Here is a 16,405-nt window from a genome sequence, read left to right on the forward strand (position 1 = left end):
CGATGAGACGCTCGGCGATCGCGACCTTGTGCTCGACCGTGCGGGCCTGGCCCTCCTCGTCGATCGTCAGCGCGATCAGCGCCGCGCCGTGCTCCCGGGCCAGCCGCGACACCTGCGCGAACCGCGACTGCGGGCCGTCGCCGTCCTCGAAGTTGACCGAGTTGATGACGGCGCGGCCGCCCAGCTTCTCCAGGCCCGCCTGGATGACCGGGACCTCGGTGGAGTCCAGCACGATCGGCAGGGTGGAGGCGGTCGCGAACCGGCCCGCCAGCTCCCGCATGTCGGCGACGCCGTCGCGGCCGACGTAGTCCACGCACAGGTCCAGCATGTGCGCGCCCTCACGGATCTGATCGCGCGCCATCTCCACGCAGTCGTCCCAGCGGGCCTCCAGCATCGCCTCGCGGAACTTCTTCGACCCGTTCGCGTTCGTCCGCTCACCGATCGCCATGTAGGAGGAGTCCTGCCGGAACGGGACCGTCTGGTACAGCGACGCGGCCCCCGGCTCCGGGCGCGGGTCGCGGGTCCCGGGCGCGGCTCCCCGGACCCGCTGGACCACCTGTCCCAGGTGCTCCGGCGTCGTCCCGCAGCAGCCGCCGACCAGCGACAGCCCGTACTCGCGGACGAAGGTCTCCTGCGCGTCGGCCAGCTCGCTCGCCGACAGCGGGTAGTGCGCGCCGTCCTTGGTCAGGACCGGCAGGCCGGCGTTCGGCATGCAGGACAGCGGGATCCGGGCGTTGCGCGCCAGATACCGCAGGTGCTCGCTCATCTCCTCCGGCCCGGTGGCGCAGTTCAGGCCGATCATGTCGATGCCCAGCGGCTCCAGCGCGGTCAGCGCGGCCCCGATCTCCGAGCCGAGCAGCATCGTGCCGGTGGTCTCGACGGTCACGGAGCAGATCAGCGGGACGGACAGGCCCAGCGCCTCCATCGCCCGGCGGGCACCGATGATGGAGGACTTCGTCTGGAGGAGGTCCTGGGTGGTCTCCACGAGCAGGGCGTCGGCGCCGCCGGCGAGCAGCCCCTCGGCGTTGATCTGGTAGGCGTCACGGATCGTCGCGTAGTCGACGTGCCCCAGCGTGGGCAGCTTGGTGCCCGGACCCATCGATCCCAGCACCCAGCGCTGCTGCCCGGTCTCGGCGGTGAACCGGTCGGCGACCTCCCGGGCGATCCGCGCCCCGGCCTCGGCCAGCTCGAAGTTGCGCTCGACGATCTCGTACTCGGCGAGCGCGGCGTAGTTGGTGCCGAAGGTGTTGGTCTCCACGCAGTCCACGCCGACCCCGAAATACGCCTCGTGCACCGAGCGCACGATGTCGGGACGGGTGACGTTGAGGATCTCGTTGCAGCCCTCCAGCTGCTCGAAGTCCTCCAGCGTGGGGTCCTGCGCCTGGAGCATGGTGCCCATCGCGCCGTCGGCGACCACCACGCGGGTGGCGAGGGCTTCTCTGAGGGCGTTCGCGCGTTCCTGCGCCCGCGCGGCGGCGGTGTCGGCGGTCATGACGGCCTTCCTTGCAGATGCGGTCCGACGAGGGCCGCGGCGTCGTCCCCGTACACCGTGCGGATCGTGTCCAGCAGGGCGGCGGGCTGGATCTCGTACGACTGCGAGCCGACGGCGGCCAGGACCAGCGCCGACATCGCGCAGCCCAGCTGGGCCGCGTTCTCCAGCGGCAGCTGCCAGCTGAGGGCGGCGAGGAAGCCGGAGCGGAACGCGTCGCCGACACCGGTGGGGTCCTCGGCGGTGACGTCGGGAACGGCGCGGACGGTGATCGTCGGCTCGCCCGCGCGGTCGATACGGACGCCCTGCGCGCCCAGCGTGGTGACCCAGGCACCGACCCGGCCCAGGACGTCGGCGTGGCTCCACTCGGCGCGCTCGCGCAGCAGCGCGGACTCGTACTCGTTGGTGAACAGCCAGCGGGCGCCGTCCACCAGCTGCCGCACCTCGGCGCCGGAGAGCCGGGCGAGCTGCTGGGAGGGGTCGGCGGCGAAGGGGACGCCGAGCTCGCGGGCCTGCTCGGTGTGGTGGACCATCGCGCCCGGGTCGTTGGGCGAGACGAGGACCAGGTCGAGCGGGGTACGGGCGTGCACGGCCCGCAGGTCGATCCGGCCGGCCTCCGCCATGGCGCCCGCGTAGAACGAGGCGATCTGGTTGGAGTCCTGGTCGGTCATGCACATGAAGCGAGCGGTCTGGCGTTCGGCGGAGACGTACACCGCGCTGGTGTCGACGCCGTGCTCCTTGAGCCAGACCTCGTACTCGCCGAAGTCGGGGCCGACGGCGCCGGCGAGGAGCGGGACGAGTCCCAGTCCGCCGAGCCCGTAGGCGATGTTGGCCGCCACTCCGCCCCGCCGGACCTCCAGCGCGTCGACGAGGAAGGACAGCGAGACGTGTTCCAGCTGGTCGGGGAGCAGCTGGTCGACGAACCGGCCCGGGAAGGCCATGAGGTGATCTGTGGCGATGGATCCGGTCACCGCGATTCGCACGTGGACTCCTGTGAGCTGGTCGGTCTGCGGGGCGAAGTGGTCGATGTGGTGCGGTGGTGCGGAGGTGCGGGTGGTGCGGGTGGTGCGGTCGTGCGGTCGTGCGGTCGTGCGGTCGTGCGGGTGATGGGGCCCGGACCGGCTCAGAGACCGGCGGCGGCCTTCAGGCGCTCGGCGCGGTCGGTGCGCTCCCAGGTGAAGTCCGGCAGCTCACGGCCGAAGTGGCCGTACGCGGCGGTCTGGGCATAGATCGGGCGCAGCAGGTCGAGATCGCGGATGATCGCGGCGGGGCGGAGGTCGAAGACCTCGGCGATGGCGTTCTCGATGCGGTCGGTGGGGATGGTGTGGGTGCCGAAGGTCTCCACGAACAGGCCCACCGGTTCGGCCTTGCCGATCGCGTACGCGACCTGCACCTCGCACCGCGAGGCGAGCCCGGCGGCGACCACGTTCTTGGCGACCCAGCGCATCGCGTACGCCGCCGAACGGTCCACCTTGGACGGGTCCTTGCCCGAGAAGGCGCCGCCGCCGTGCCGGGCCATGCCGCCGTACGTGTCGATGATGATCTTGCGGCCGGTCAGGCCGGCGTCGCCCATCGGGCCGCCGATCTCGAAGCGGCCGGTCGGGTTCACCAGCAGCCGGTAGCCCTCGGTGTCCAGCTTGATGCCGTCCTCGGCGAGCTGGCGCAGCACGTACTCCACCACGTTCTCGCGGATGTCGGGGGCGAGGAGGGACTCCAGGTCGATGTCGGAGGCGTGCTGCGAGGAGACGACGACCGTGTCGAGGCGGACCGGCTTGTCACCGTCGTACTCAATGGTGACCTGGGTCTTGCCGTCCGGGCGCAGGTAGGGGACGGTGCCGTCCTTGCGGACCTCCGTCAGCCGGCGCGAGAGGCGGTGGGCGAGGTGGATGGGCAGCGGCATCAGCTCGGGGGTCTCGTCCGTGGCGTAGCCGAACATCAGGCCCTGGTCGCCGGCGCCCTGCCGGTCGAGCTCGTCCCCTTCCTCACCTGTGGCGGCACCCTCCACCCGCGACTCGTACGCCACGTCCACGCCCTGCGCGATGTCGGGGGACTGCGCGCCGATCGAGACGGACACGCCGCAGGAGGCGCCGTCGAAGCCCTTGGCGGAGGAGTCGTAGCCGATCTCCAGGATCTTCTCGCGCACGAGGGCGGCTATCGGCGCGTACGCCTGCGTCGTCACCTCGCCCGCGATGTGGACCAGGCCGGTGGTGATCAGGGTCTCGACGGCGACGCGGGACGCGGGGTCCTCGCGGAGCAGGGCGTCGAGGATGGTGTCGCTGATCTGGTCGGCGATCTTGTCGGGGTGGCCCTCGGTCACGGACTCCGAGGTGAACAGGCGGCGGGACATGTCACTCCTGGTGGCTGGTGGTCTGTCGGGTACGCGGGTGGGTGGTCATACGGGCGGTCATACGGGCGGTCATACGGGCGGTCCGTGCCGTCCTGCGGCGGCCGCGGCGGTCTCCAGGGTCCGGGCGAGCGCCCGTACCGAGTCGGAGCCGCCGTCGGCGGTGCCGCCGATGGCGACGAACGGCGGGTGCCAGCCGTGGGCCGCGATGCGCTCGGCGACCTCGAAGGCGAGGGTGCCGGCGCCGGAGAACCCGCCGAGCAGCAGGGGTTCGCCGCGGGCGAGGGCCGGGCGCAGCGCGGCCAGGCAGGTACGGGCATCGGCGGGCGGGTGGACGGTGGCGAGCGCCTGTGGGCCGGGATGGGCCTCGGCGAGCGCGTCGTAGCACCCGGTGCGGGCGCCGGGCGGCGGGATCAGGCAGATCGTGCCCGCCCCCGCCCACAAGGCCCTGCGCAGCACGCGCAGGGGGCGCGGCACCGGGTGCGCGGCCCGCGGCACGGGGGTGCCGGCGAGGACGTCGAGCGCCTCGGCGACGGTCGTGGACTCCCGCACGACATCGGGGAGTTCACGCAGCAGGTGGGCGGTCTGGGCGAGCGTCTCGGCGGCGTCGGAATCGGCGATCCGGCCCCGGTCGTAGATGGCGGTCAGGACCAGTGCGCCCTCGGCGTCGTGGTGCGCGGTGACGGTGTACGGCAGTGCGGTGTGCGCGCTGACGGACTCGGCGGGGTCGACCCGTACCCCTTCGGCGGCGAGTTCGGCGTACACCGGATCGTGCGCGTCCCCGGCGGGGGCCTGGGCGTCGAAGGCGAGGAGCGACTCGGGGCGGGGGCGGGTGCCGGGGCCGGCGTCGTCCGGGCCGGCGTCGTCCGGGCCGCCCGCGGCCCAGACCGCGAACTGCCCCGGCGCCAGCCACTCGTACGCCGCCGCGTCCAGCGCGCGCCCGGTCAGGGTGGTCAGCAGGTGCGTGACGGGGACGGCCGGGTCCACGGTGACGTACACCGGCACGGCACTGCGCAACGGCCCGGGCAAGCGCTCGGCCCCGGCGAGCGTGATCCCCCGCCCGGACACGGCAGCGGCAAAGGTGACGGGCGTGGCCGACCGGACCACGCCCCGTCCCGCCCCGGCGGCGGAAACGGGGTGGGGGGTGGCCCGAGGGTCCTTGGGCGTGCCGGAGGCGGCCCGGTGGAGTTGGAGGGCCCACGCCGTATGCAGGGCCGTGCTCTCCGTCGCACCCCAGTGCGCCGCCCAGTTGCGCAGGCGCAGCGCCTCGTACGAGGTCAGCCGCTGGCGGGTCCGGCCGTGGCCGCGGCGACGCGAGCCGCGGTACTCGGACCGCCCCGGCAGCGTGGTGGCCCCGGCCGAGGGCAGGGCCCGGGCGGTCCAGAAGGCACGGGCGGGGCCCAGCTCCTGGGCGGCGAGCCAGCCCATGTGGTCGCGGACGTCGGGCCGGCGCTCGCCGCCGAGGGGGCGGCCGGCGCCCAGGTAGGCCCGGTACAGGGCGCGCTGGAGGATCCGTACGCTCCAGCCGTCCAGCAGCGCCTGATGGTAGGTCAGCAGCACCCGCACCACACTGCGCGGCTCCTCCAGGACCGAGATCCGCAAGGCGGCACCCGGCTCGTGCAGGTCGAACGCCCGCAGCCGCTCGCCCAGCAGCAGCGCGTGCCAGTCCGTGCTGCCGCGCGCGAAGCGCTCCACGCGCGGCGCCGCGTACGGATGGATCACGACCAGCGGCGCCGGATCGCCGGCCCCCGGCCGGGCCAGCGCCGCCCGCAGCACCGCCTCGGTGTCGTACAGCGACTGCCAGGCCGCCGTGAACCGCCGCGTGTCCAGCGGCCCGTACCAGCGCCAGTGCAGCTGCTCGACGTGCAGCCCGGAGCCCGGATGGGTCAGCGCGTCCAGCAGGACGTCCCGCTGGAGCGGGGTGACCGGCAGGGCCCGTACGGGCGTGGGACCGGCACCGCCGGCGTCCCCCGCCTCCCGGTCGTACGGCACGAGCGGCACCGCCCGGCCGTCCTCCGCGCCGGTGAGCAGGTCCGACAGCGGCCCCGCCGGGTACGGCGGCGGGGGCAGCGTCAGGGTGTGGTGCGTCGCGCTGTGCCGGAACAGCGTCGGCGTGCACGGCGGCAGCAGCGCGAGCGCCGCGGCGAGCGCGCTCGGCGTGAGCGGGCCGTGGAGGTCGAGCGAGGGCGGTGGGCCGGGCGTGACGACCACGGTCACGGCCACGGTGGCGGCCATCGGCTTTCCCTCCACTTCTTCCCTCGGGTCCGGTCCGGGTCCGGCATCCACTGATCCTTTTCCAAAGGGGGACGAGTATGCGAGCAACGCCCACATATCCCTGACACGTTCGTGACGTCGGCTGCGATGTCGGCTGTGATGTCGGCTGTGACACCGGCTGTGACACCGCCCGTGACGTCCGCCGCGGCGTCCGCGCTCCGGCGGGCGCCGCCGGGCGGACCTCAGCCGGCCGCGAGGACCTCCTCGACCATGCTCATGAACCCCTCGTCCAGCATCGTGTGCACGGCGGTGTCGACCGCCGGGTCCAGCCCGGTGTCGTGACAGGCCACGCTCAGCAGGTAGCGCCCCAGCACGTGGTGCGTGCCGAAGGCCCACTCGCCGTGCGCCGCCGGCCGCCCGTCGGGCGCGAGCAGCTCACCGCTGTCGAGCCCGAAGCCGAACTCGTTGAAGTCCAGCCTCAGCCCCTGACCGAGGGCCTTGGTGTAGGCCTCCTTGAGCGTCCACAGCCGCAGCATCCCGGCCGCCTGCTCGGCGGCCGGGAGCCGGGCCAGCTCCGCCGCCTCGGCCGGGGTGCAGACCCGGTCGTGCAGCAGCTCGAACGACATCCGCCGGCCGGCCGGTTCGGCGTCCACGCCGATCCGGCCGGTCCGGCTGATGCCCACCGCGATCAGGTCCTCGGTGTGGCTGAGGCTGACGTCGAGCTGGTCCAGGCCCCGGATGTACGGGCGGCCGCCGATCCGGTACGACAGGTCCAGCGCGGCCGGTTCGGTGCGCAGCGCGGCGGCGGCCGTGTACTTGACCACCATCCGCGAGGTGACGAAGCGGTAGCGGATGGCGGCGTCGGCGGTGCGCCGGTAGCGCTGCCAGTCCCGGCCCAGCAGCGGCCGCAGGGCGGTGTCGGAGAGCGCGGCCGTCAGCCACTCCCCCCAGGTCGCGTACACCACGGCGTGGCCGTGCTCGGTGACGGCGGCGGAGACCGCGTCCCAGGGTCCGTCGGGCCCGGTGACGTGGACGGGGGGCGCGAGGGCCGTCATGCGGCGGCCTCCGTCCCGTACCCGCCGTACGCGGTCCCGGCCAGGTCGCAGCTGCGCCCCGCCCGGTAGCGGCGTACGAGTTCCTCCAGCACCTGCGCCACGCACCCGTCCGGCAGTTCCGGCACCGCGATGCCGAGCCGGCCGCCGAGACGGGTCAGCGCCAGCACCGCCCAGGCGGGGTCGGCGAGGAACGGGTCGCCGCCGTCCTGGCCCTCCCACACGCCGAGCACCGCGCCGGCGGCCAGCACCAGGGCGTAGCGGTCGCTGAGCACGAGGGCCGCGGGCAGCGCGGGCCGGGCCAGGCACTGCTCGCGCAGCGCGCGCAGCTCGCCCACGAAGCTCTCGGCGAGCTCGGCCAGCGCCCCGATGTGGCCGCCGACGGCGCGGCTGGTCTCCAGTCGCGCGGCGGCGCCGGCCAGGGTCGCGGACAGGAAGTCGTGGCCGCCGGCCGCCCCGAGCAACCGATAGTCCAGCGGCGGCAGTTCGGCGTCCTCCTGGAACAGGGCGGGCGGCGGCTCCTCCGCCCGGAACCACGACCGCTCGGCCAGGTGCGCCAGCTGCGGCACGATCACGGCCTGGCAGGCGGCGGTCCCGGCGTGCCCGAGCCCGGCCACCGGCAGATCGCGCACCAGCTTGTCCAGCGGCCCGTACTGCGGGCTGCCGTGGTCGTAGCCGTGCGCGCCCAGGACGGACGCCAGCTCCTCGAGGTTCTCGCGCAGCAGGTCCGGTACGACGTACTTCACGGCCGCGGCCAGCACGTGCGCCCGCTCGGGCAGCAGCGACAGGGAACGCAGCGCGGCGCGCGCCATGGCGTCGGCCGCGAGCAGGTCGGCGAAGACCCCGGCCAGCGGCTTGTGCCAGCGGCGCGCCATGGGCTTCGTACGGCCGATGGTGACCGACCGGACGGCGGCGTGCAGGACGGTGTCGGCGGCGGAGACGGCCAGCGCCGGGATGATGCAGCGGTTGACCTGGAAGGTGCGCAGGGCGAGGGCGACGCCTTCGCCGGGGCGGCCGACCAGCGTGTCGGCGGGCAGCTCGCAGCCGTCGAACCGCAGGCCGGAGAAGAGGCCGCCGCGCATGCCGGAGGTCATGACGCGCGGCAGCCGGGAGAGCCCGTCGGCCTCCTCCGGGCGGACCAGCAGCACGGAGTGGCTGCGGGCGGAGCGCTCGGGGGAGGTACGGGCGTACACGACGAGCGCGCCCGCGCGGGCGGCGTTCATGATGAGGTCCTTGCGGCCGCGCAGCGTGTAACCGGAGCCGGCCGGCCGCGGTGCCGCCGTGAACTCGTGGCGCAGGATGCCGTTGGCGTGGGCGACCTCGTGGTGGACGATCGCCGCCCGGCCGCCGGCCAGCAGCAGCCCGGCGGTCTCGGCGCGCTGGCGTGCGGTACCGGCGGCCCAGACGGCCGCGGAGGCGAACAGGGACGTGATGCCGTACCCGAAGCCGAGCGCGAGGTCGCGCCGGAAGACCGGGCGCAGCGCGGTGACGAGCAGGTCGGCGCGGGTGAGCCGGCCGCCGAACTCGGCGGGCACGAACTCGGCGCCGACCCCGGCGGCGGCCAGCAGCTCCTCGGTGGCGTACGGCGGCTCGGACTGCCGGTCGGCGGCGAGGAGGGCGGCGATCCCGTGCGGGTTGGCGGGGTCGTGCGGATCTCCGAGCGACTCCTCCAGCCGGGCCGCCCGCACCGCGGCCGCCGCCGCGCCGTGGCCGGCACGGGCGTCGGCGCGGGCATCGGGGGCCGGCGCGAGAGAGTGCGTCATGGTCACTCGTCTCCCGGGGGTCACAGGCTGCGTATGGCGGATTCCGCGTGCCGCTTGGCGAGTTCGAGGGTGGCGGTGCTGTTGCGTCCGAGGGCGTCGCGCACGAACGCGCGCGCCTGGTGGACATCGGCACCGGGGCCGAGCACCCGCTCGAAGGCCTCCTCGCGCAGCAGGACGCTGTGCTGGGAGGTCACGGTCACCCCTGTCTCGTCGGGCACGACGGACCACTCGCCGGTGTGGGCCTCCATCAGCAGCGGTGTCTTCGTCTGCTTGTAGACGATCCGCCAGGCGTGCGGGAAGCAGATGCGGACGGAGTCGGTGGTGTGCACGGACCCGTCGGCGATCCGGGTGTCCATGCTCATCACCTGCACACCGGGCAGGTCCTCGACGACATCGACCCGTGCCACGTGCGGCACCCGGTCGGCCCAGTCGGCGACCCCGTACAGGAAGTCGTACACGAGCTCGGCCGGCCCGTGGACGCGGACGGAGTCCTCGAAGCTCAGGAGCAGCCCGTCCAGCCGCCGCCACTGCTCGGCGGTCTCCTTGAGCTGCGCCAGCTCGGCGCGGCTGTTGGTGTCGGTGGCCAGCAGCAGCCACGCGACGTCGTCCGGCCGGTCGGCGGCGACGGTGAACTCGTGCTCCAGGCGCAGGCGGCACCGGTCGGCGCCGCGCTCCTCGACGGTCCAGGTGCCGCCCATGGACACGGCGGGCGCGGCCGGCAGCTCCTGGAGGAACTCGATCCGCATCCGGCCGTGGTCGAGCGTCCGCCGGGACAGCCACGACTTCACGGATCCGTTGGCGGTCACCCACATCTGGAACCGGTCCAGGACTCCGTCGAAGTCCAGCCGTTCGACGTGGATGCTCGGTGGCACGAACAACGGCCACTGCGTGGTGTCCGCGATCAGCCCGTAGACCACCCCGGCCGGCGCTGCCACGTCGATCTCGTAGGACGTGCGGTGCACTCGCTCACCCGACATCGGCTCAACCTCCCTGACCCTGTGCCCCGACCTTCCCGCCCCACACCGGAGGCCTGCCGGAAAGCCGCTTGAGGAAGGGTCCAGGGGTAGGGGTGGGATGGGGGTGGGGTGAGGTGGGCGTGGGGGTGGGTGGGTGAGCTTCTAGGGAAGGGCCTTCAGGGACTGGCGGGCCAGCTGGTACGCCGGGAGCATCGCCTTGTGCTCGTCGGTGTCGAGCCCGCCGAGGTGGACGACGACCGCGGCGCCGGACGGGGTGACGACCGCGAAGGCGTGCTCCTGCTTGGGCTCGTCGAGCGCGGTGGTCTCGTACGCGGCCTCGGCCGCCGGGAGCGCGCCGGCCGTGACGTCGGTGACGGCCGGCGTGCCGGTGACCTTCTGCTTGGCCAGGAAGGCATCGAGGGCCTGGCGGGCGGTGCCGGGGCTCTTCTCGGCGGTCCAGACGCGAAGGAAACCGATGTGCCCGGCGGGTTTGGCGTCGATCTCGCAGCGCAGGGTGAAGGCGCCGTGCGGGATCCCGCCGGGAACGGCTTTGGGCTGCCAGGACGTGGCGAGGCCGAAGGAGACGGGAAGCGGACAGTCGGTGCCGGGGGCGCCGACGGAGGCGGCGGAGGGGGCGGCGGGGGCGGAGTCGGAGGTGGCTCCGGCGGCGGGTTTGTCACCGGGCTCGGCCCCGGTCTCCGTTCCGGAGGGCCCGCAGGACGTGACCAGCCCCGCGAGTGCGGCGACGGTCAGAAGCCGGACGATGACGGTACGGCGCATGCTTGGTTCCCCCACGGTCGAAAAGGGCAACTTAGCAAGCCGGACGGTGGGGACAGGGGTTCCGGGGTCATCCCGTCAGGTGCGCAATCCGCCCCCTGGCGAGCAGGCGCGCCCGATCGCCACGCGCTCCTGCAGGCATAGCGACCCCGGCCCGCCCGTGGCTGGGAATGGGCCGCCATCGATCGCTACGCGCTGCCGCGATCGCGCGTCTGATGCCTGTCCGGTGTGCCTGGCAGAAAGGGAGTTCGTCATCAGGTGCGGCGATGGGAAGATGGGGCAGGTGAGCGAAGAGGATCTGCTGGCCATGCGCTTCGAGGAGCACCGCAGCCATCTGAGGGCGGTGGCGTACCGGATGCTGGGCTCACTCAGCGAGGCCGAGGACGCGGTGCAGGAGTCGTGGCTGAAGCTGAGCCGCGCGGACGTGACCGGCGTGACGAACCTGGGCGGGTGGCTGACCACGGTGGTCGGCCGGGTGTGCCTGGACATGCTGCGCTCGCGGGGGTCACGCCGTGAGGAACCGCTGCTGCCCGACCCGATCGTCAGCAGCCCGGACACCATCGACCCCGAGCACGAGATGCTCGTGGCCGACTCCGTCGGCATCGCGCTGATGATCGTCCTGCAGACGCTCTCTCCCGCCGAACGGCTCGCGTTCGTCCTGCACGACCTGTTCGCCGTCCCCTTCGACGAGATCGCCCCGGTCCTCGGCCGTACGGCGGCCTCCACCCGGCAGCTCGCCAGCCGCGCCCGCCGCCGCGTCGAGGGGGCCGCGCCGGCCCCCGACTCCGACCTGGCCCGCAGACGGCAGGTCGTGGACGCCTTCCTCGCCGCCTCGCGCGGCGGAGACTTCGACGCCCTCATCGCCGTCCTCGACCCCGACATCGTGGCCCGCTCCGACGGCGGGGCACTGCGCCCGAGCCTGCTGCGGCGCGGCGCGGCGGACGTCGCCTCCCAGGCCATCACCTTCGCCCGGTTCGCCGAAGGCGCGCTCCCGGCACTCGTCAACGGCTCGCCCGGCCTGGTGTCCGTCGCGCAGGGCCGCGCCGTGTCCGTCATGGCCTTCACGATCAGGAAGGACAAGATCGTCGCCCTGGACATCCTCACCGACCCGGACCGCCTCGCCACCATCGACCTCACCCCCCTGCGCCCTCACACCGCCTGACTGCCGACCGGGCAACACCGGACGGGCATCAGACGCGCGATTGCGGCAGCGCGTAGCGACGCGACGAAGGAGCCCTCTTGACAGGCCGGCCCGGCACGGAAGGACAGTCAAGGACTGACGGGATGACCCCGGAACCCCCACAACGCCCAACGGGCACGGGGTCGCCGGCCCTCACCAGTCGCTCAGTCCGTGCTCCCGGGTGGGACGACCCACTGTGTGCGCTGGCGGGTGATCGACGCGATCATGTCGAAGTCGCCGTCGTGGTGGAGGAGGATCGCGCCGTGCCGTTCCGCAGTGGCCGCGATCAGGAGGTCGGGCCAGGACAGCGCGCGGTGGAAACCCTGGTCGATCGCCTTCCGCTGCACGTGCAGGGCCCGCTCGGACACCTCCTGCGCGCAGTAGAGGTAATCGAAGCCGTGCAGCCACTTGGTGATCACGTCGACCTCGTGCCGGCCGCGCACGCTGAACATCAGCTCGTACTCGACCGCCGGGCAGACCGCCAGCAGCCCCCGCTCGTGGAGCGGGTCGAGGACGGCCGCCACAGCCGGCTCACGCCACCGGCTGATGGCGGACTTGTCCGCCAGGAACAGTGCGGTCACGCGGCTGCCTTTGTCTCTTCCGCAGGCGGGTCCACCTTCGTCTTCTCGATGATCTCGCTGAAGTCGAGGTCCCCCGACTTGATCGCGTCGATGAACTGCTGCCGAAGGTGACGCTTGACCGCGTCCTCGACCGCCGCGCGGACCGCGGCGGCCTTGGTCTTGGTGCCGTAGATGGCTCTTGCCTGCTCAACCATCTCGTCGTCGAGATCAATCATCGTGCGGGTCATGACCCACCTCCACCACGTCAGGACCGAAACGACACCAATTCTATCGTCAACTGGTGTCGTTTCTTGTCGCCTGATCGGGTGGTCCGTCCATCGGATCAACGCCCGGCCGACGCCCCCGGCACCCCCGCCCGCTCCAGCCGCTCCACGATGGCCTCCGCCAGCCCCCCGATCGTCGGGGTCTCGTAGATCTGCCGGAGCTTGAGGTCCGTCGCGAACGTACGGGACAGCTGGCGCAGCATGTGGTGGGCCGCCAGGGAGTCGCCGCCGAGTTCGAAGAAGCTCACGTCCGGCGGCGGGTCGGTGACCTTGAGGAGGGTCGACCAGACCGCGCGTACCTCGTCCTGGACGGTCAAAGTGTTGGTCATGCCTCACCCTCGCCGGTACCGCTCGAACGGTGCTGGACGGCGGCGGGACCCGCCCCGGCCGAGGCCCCCGGCCGGATCAGCAGCGCCGCCACGAGCGCCACCCCCGCGCACACCGCACCCGCCGTGAAGCCGGCCGACATCCCGGACCGGGAGGCGACCGCGACCAGGACGGCCAGTCCCAGCGAGCCACCCAGCGTCTGGACCGCGTTCAGGACGCTGGACGCCGCGCCCGCCTCGCCGCGCGCCAGCCCCGACGTGGCCAGGACGGTCGGCGGGATGACGCAGCACGCCATGCCGGCCCCCAGGAGCAGGAGCGGCGGGAGGACGGCCGTCCAGTACGACGAGGCGGCCCCCAGCTGCGAGAGCCAGAGGTTGCCCGTGAGCAGCAGCGACGCGCCCGCCGCCATGAGGTACCGGGCCCCCAGGAGCCGCTCCAGGCGTACGGCGGCCCCGGCCATCAGGGCCATCGTCGCCGCCAGCGGGGTCAGGGCGAGGGCCGCGTCCAGGGGTCCGTACCCGGACTGCTGCTGGAAGTACTGGTTGAGGAAGAAGTACGCGCCCATCACCGAGCCCGGCACCGCCAGCGTCCCGGCGTACGACAGGACGCGGTTGCGGGAGCGGAACAGCCCCGGCGCCACGATCGGCCGCTCGGCGCGCCGCTCGACCCCCGCGAAGAGGGCGAACAGCGCCACGCCCGAGGCCACGCAGCCCAGGGCCCGGGCGTCGCCGGGGCCGGCCTCGGCCGCCCGCGCGAGTCCGTAGACCAGGGCGGTCGCGCCCAGCGCGGACAGCAGCGCGCCCGCGAGGTCGAAGCGGCCCGGGTTGCGGCGGGTCTCGGTGATCACGGCCGGGCCCACGGCCAGGATCAACAGGCCCAGCGGCACGTTGAGCAGCAGTTCCCAGCGCCAGCCGCTGAGCGAGGACAGGGTGCCGGCGAGCAGCAGGCCGCCGGCCGTGGAGACCGCGCCGACCGCGGTGCACACGGCGATGGCGCGCCGGCGGGGCGCGCCCTCCTCGAACATGCTCAGGACCAGCGCCAGGCCGCTCGGCGCGGCCAGCGCCGCGCCCATGCCCTGGACGACGCGGACGGCGGTGAGCACCTCCGCGTTCGGGGCCAGGCCGCGGGCCGCGGCGGCGGCCGTGAAGAGGGCGACCCCGGCGAAGAAGACCTTGCGGCGGCCGAGGATGTCCCCCGCGCGCCCGCCGAGCAGCAGCAGGCCGCCGAAGGCGAGCAGGTAGGCGTTGAGTACCCAGGACGAGCCGACGGCGGTGAGGCCGAGGTCGGCGCGCATGCCCGGGAGGGCGATGTTCACGATGGCGTCGTCGAGCTGGATCATCGCGTTGCAGGAGGCGATGACCGCGAGGGCCAGGCGCGGGCGCGCGCGGCGCGCCCGGGCGTGGCGGGGTCGGTGCGCGGATGAGGAAGCGGACCCGGGCGCGGCCGGCCCGGGCAGCGCCCCGGGCGCGGACCCGGGCGCGGACCCGGGTACGGACCCGGTCGCGGGTTTGCCCGGAGGGCGTACCGCACGGGGTTCGAGGACGGGGGCGGACATGACCTGCCTCCTGAGGACTTCACATGGCGTCAGGCACCAGACACAGGCGGGGCTCATGGGGGACACGGCCGGACTCGGTCTGTTGCTGAAACCTTCTCTCCTCGCCCTCGTCCCGTCCTTGAGAGCGCTTTGAGCGACCCGGAAGCGACCCGGAAGCGACTCGGGAGCGACCCGGGAGCGACCCGGAAACGGCCGTCGGCCGCGGCCCGCCCTACCGGATCCGGAAGTTCGCCATCATCCCCATCGCGGAGTGGTCCAGCAGGTGGCAGTGGTAGACGTACGTCCCCCGGTACGTGTTGAAGGTGGCGTGCAGCTTCACGGTCTCCCCCGGGAACAGCCGGACCGTGTCCTTCAGCCCCGCCTCCGCCGGTCCCGCGGGCGCGCCGTTGCGCTCCAGCACCCGGAACTGGACGAGGTGCATGTGGAAGTTGTGCGGGGCGATCTTGTTCTCGTTCGTCACCGTCCAGATCTCCGACGTGCCGTGCGCGATCGTCTGGTCGATCCGGTCCGCGTCCCAGACCCGCCCGTCCATCAGGCCGCGCGGCTCGGGGCGGCCGTCCTCGTCCATGCTGAGGCCGATGTGGCGCTGGACCGTCGCGGCCGCCGGCGCGGGCAGCGTCCGCAGCACGTTCGGGATCCGGCTCGGGTCGGAGGCGGTGCGCACGACGTCGAACCGGAGCACCTTGCCGACCTGGTCGGGGGTGCCCGGGCCCAGGGTGTTCTCCAGGACGATCTTCGTGCCGACCGGGTACCGGGAGAAGTCGATGACGACGTCGGCCCGCTCGGCCGGCGACAGCCCGACCGTGTCGGTGGTGAACGGGCGCTCCAGCAGGCCGCCGTCCGAGCCGATCTGGATCATCTGGCCGCCGTCGGACAGCCGCAGCTGGAAGAAGCGCATGTTGGAGGAGTTGAGCAGCCGGAAGCGGTACTTGCGGGCCGCGACCTGGAAGTACGGGCTGGGCCGGCCGTTGGCGAGGATGGTGGTGCGTCCGAAGACGTCGTCCATGACGTAGACCAGCTGCCCGGCCTCGTCGAAGCGGGCGTCGCGCAGCGCGATCGGCACCTCGTACTGCCCGGCGGGCAGCGGCAGGGCGGCCTCGATGTCGTCGGTGAGCAGGTACGAGCCGGACAGGCCGCGGTAGACGTGCTCGGACTCCATGTGGTGGGCGTGGTCGTGGAACCAGAGCGGGGCGTGCGGCTGCTGGTTGAGGTAGGTGTACGTACGCGCCGTGCCCGGCGCGAAGGTGTCCATCGGGGCGCCGTCGTTCTCCGGTGAGACGTTGCCGCCGTGCAGGTGGACGGCGACCGGCATGGTGATGTTGTTGCGGTGGCGGACGACGACCCTGCGGCCGGTGCGGGCGCGCAGGACGGGGCCCGGGAAGTGGCCGTCGTACGTCAGGACCTTGGTCTGCGCCCCCGGCAGGATCTCCCGGGCGACCTCCTTGATCGTGACGTAGTACGTGTCCTGGCCGCCCAGGGTGGATATCGGCGACAGCACGGGCAGCGTCGGCATCCTCACCGAGAACGGCGGCGGAACCGGAACCGCCCGCGGGCCGGCGCCGTCGGCGGCCTGCGCCGAGCGGGCGTTGAGCAGCGGCATCAGCGCGCCGCCCGTGATCAGGCTCGCGCCGGTCGCGGCGACGGCGCCGCCGAGCACGCTGCGTCTGGTGACCATGGGATCTCCTCCTGGAGGGACGGGATGTGCACGCACCCGGGGCACGCGGTGAGGGGCCTCGCACAGGTGGTCGCGCCGCGAGTGCACCAGACGGACCTCGTACGTCGCTCGAGCGCGCGTGGGGTGCGGGGGTGACGCGTTGCGCGGGCCTTGCGGGGCTTTCGCGACCCTCCTCGTGCGGACGAAGTGCGTACGGGGAGGCCACCTCGGCCCCGCGCGCGCACGGCCC

At 73.4% G+C, this 16,405-nt stretch carries 14 protein-coding genes; 1 reads left to right on the top strand and 13 read right to left on the bottom strand.

Annotation, left to right across the window (positions count from 1 at the left end):
- From ACIPXB_RS32940 to ACIPXB_RS32975, 8 genes are all read right to left on the bottom strand, one after another.
- A partial coding sequence (locus ACIPXB_RS32940; RefSeq protein ID WP_401455936.1) for a homocysteine S-methyltransferase family protein occupies positions 1–1,492 on the bottom strand: 1,492 nt, incomplete at its 3' end.
- A complete protein-coding gene (locus ACIPXB_RS32945; RefSeq protein ID WP_401455939.1) occupies positions 1,489–2,472 on the bottom strand; it encodes a carbohydrate kinase family protein in 984 nt (327 codons plus the stop codon). The genes ACIPXB_RS32945 and ACIPXB_RS32940, both read right to left, overlap by 4 nt.
- Before the next feature lie 140 nt (positions 2,473–2,612).
- Positions 2,613–3,836 carry a methionine adenosyltransferase gene (gene metK / locus ACIPXB_RS32950; protein ID WP_401455941.1) on the bottom strand — a complete coding sequence of 408 codons (1,224 nt, stop codon included), beginning with the start codon at positions 3,834–3,836 and terminating at the stop codon, positions 2,613–2,615.
- A gap of 69 nt (positions 3,837–3,905) precedes the next feature.
- The gene (locus ACIPXB_RS32955; protein ID WP_401455944.1) at positions 3,906–6,068 is read right to left on the bottom strand and encodes a condensation domain-containing protein; all 2,163 of its coding nucleotides are present in this window, start codon (positions 6,066–6,068) and stop codon (positions 3,906–3,908) included.
- Positions 6,069–6,289: 221 nt separating this feature from the next.
- Positions 6,290–7,102 carry a 4'-phosphopantetheinyl transferase family protein gene (locus ACIPXB_RS32960; protein ID WP_401455946.1) on the bottom strand — a complete coding sequence of 271 codons (813 nt, stop codon included), beginning with the start codon at positions 7,100–7,102 and terminating at the stop codon, positions 6,290–6,292.
- Positions 7,099–8,862, bottom strand: coding sequence for an acyl-CoA dehydrogenase family protein (locus ACIPXB_RS32965; protein ID WP_401455947.1), 1,764 nt, complete (start codon positions 8,860–8,862; stop codon positions 7,099–7,101). Before ACIPXB_RS32965 ends, ACIPXB_RS32960 begins: the two co-directional genes overlap by 4 nt.
- A 20-nt stretch (positions 8,863–8,882) precedes the next feature.
- Positions 8,883–9,839 (bottom strand): aromatase/cyclase, encoded by a 957-nt coding sequence (locus tag ACIPXB_RS32970; RefSeq protein ID WP_401455950.1) that lies wholly within the window; start codon positions 9,837–9,839, stop codon positions 8,883–8,885.
- A gap of 141 nt (positions 9,840–9,980) precedes the next feature.
- Positions 9,981–10,598: a lipoprotein gene (locus tag ACIPXB_RS32975; RefSeq protein ID WP_401455952.1), complete on the bottom strand. Its 618-nt coding sequence runs from the start codon at positions 10,596–10,598 to the stop codon at positions 9,981–9,983.
- 271 nt (positions 10,599–10,869) lie between these two features.
- Here ACIPXB_RS32975 and ACIPXB_RS32980 point away from each other — a divergent pair, with 271 nt between their 5' ends.
- Positions 10,870–11,757 (top strand): sigma-70 family RNA polymerase sigma factor, encoded by an 888-nt coding sequence (locus tag ACIPXB_RS32980; protein WP_401455954.1) that lies wholly within the window; start codon positions 10,870–10,872, stop codon positions 11,755–11,757.
- A gap of 182 nt (positions 11,758–11,939) precedes the next feature.
- On the opposite strand, the gene ACIPXB_RS32985 is transcribed toward ACIPXB_RS32980, so the two are convergent.
- The 5 genes from ACIPXB_RS32985 to ACIPXB_RS33005 form a co-directional block, all read right to left on the bottom strand.
- The gene (locus ACIPXB_RS32985; protein WP_401455955.1) at positions 11,940–12,356 is read right to left on the bottom strand and encodes a PIN domain nuclease; all 417 of its coding nucleotides are present in this window, start codon (positions 12,354–12,356) and stop codon (positions 11,940–11,942) included.
- On the bottom strand, positions 12,353–12,583 hold the full coding sequence (locus ACIPXB_RS32990) for a type II toxin-antitoxin system VapB family antitoxin (protein ID WP_401455957.1): 231 nt from the start codon (positions 12,581–12,583) through the stop codon (positions 12,353–12,355). The genes ACIPXB_RS32985 and ACIPXB_RS32990 overlap by 4 nt, the downstream gene beginning before the upstream one ends.
- 95 nt (positions 12,584–12,678) lie before the next feature.
- Entirely contained in the window at positions 12,679–12,948 is a 270-nt protein-coding gene (locus tag ACIPXB_RS32995) for a phosphopantetheine-binding protein (RefSeq protein ID WP_401455958.1), read from the bottom strand.
- A complete protein-coding gene (locus ACIPXB_RS33000) occupies positions 12,945–14,501 on the bottom strand; it encodes an MFS transporter (RefSeq protein ID WP_401455960.1) in 1,557 nt (518 codons plus the stop codon). The genes ACIPXB_RS32995 and ACIPXB_RS33000 overlap by 4 nt, the downstream gene beginning before the upstream one ends.
- Before the next feature lie 211 nt (positions 14,502–14,712).
- Positions 14,713–16,176, bottom strand: a complete 1,464-nt coding sequence (locus ACIPXB_RS33005; protein ID WP_401455962.1) for a multicopper oxidase family protein — start codon at positions 16,174–16,176, stop codon at positions 14,713–14,715.
- Positions 16,177–16,405 lie beyond the last annotated feature (229 nt).

The sequence above is a fragment of the Streptomyces sp. NPDC090022 genome (genome assembly GCF_044748145.1).
Lineage (GTDB): Bacteria > Actinomycetota > Actinomycetes > Streptomycetales > Streptomycetaceae > Streptomyces.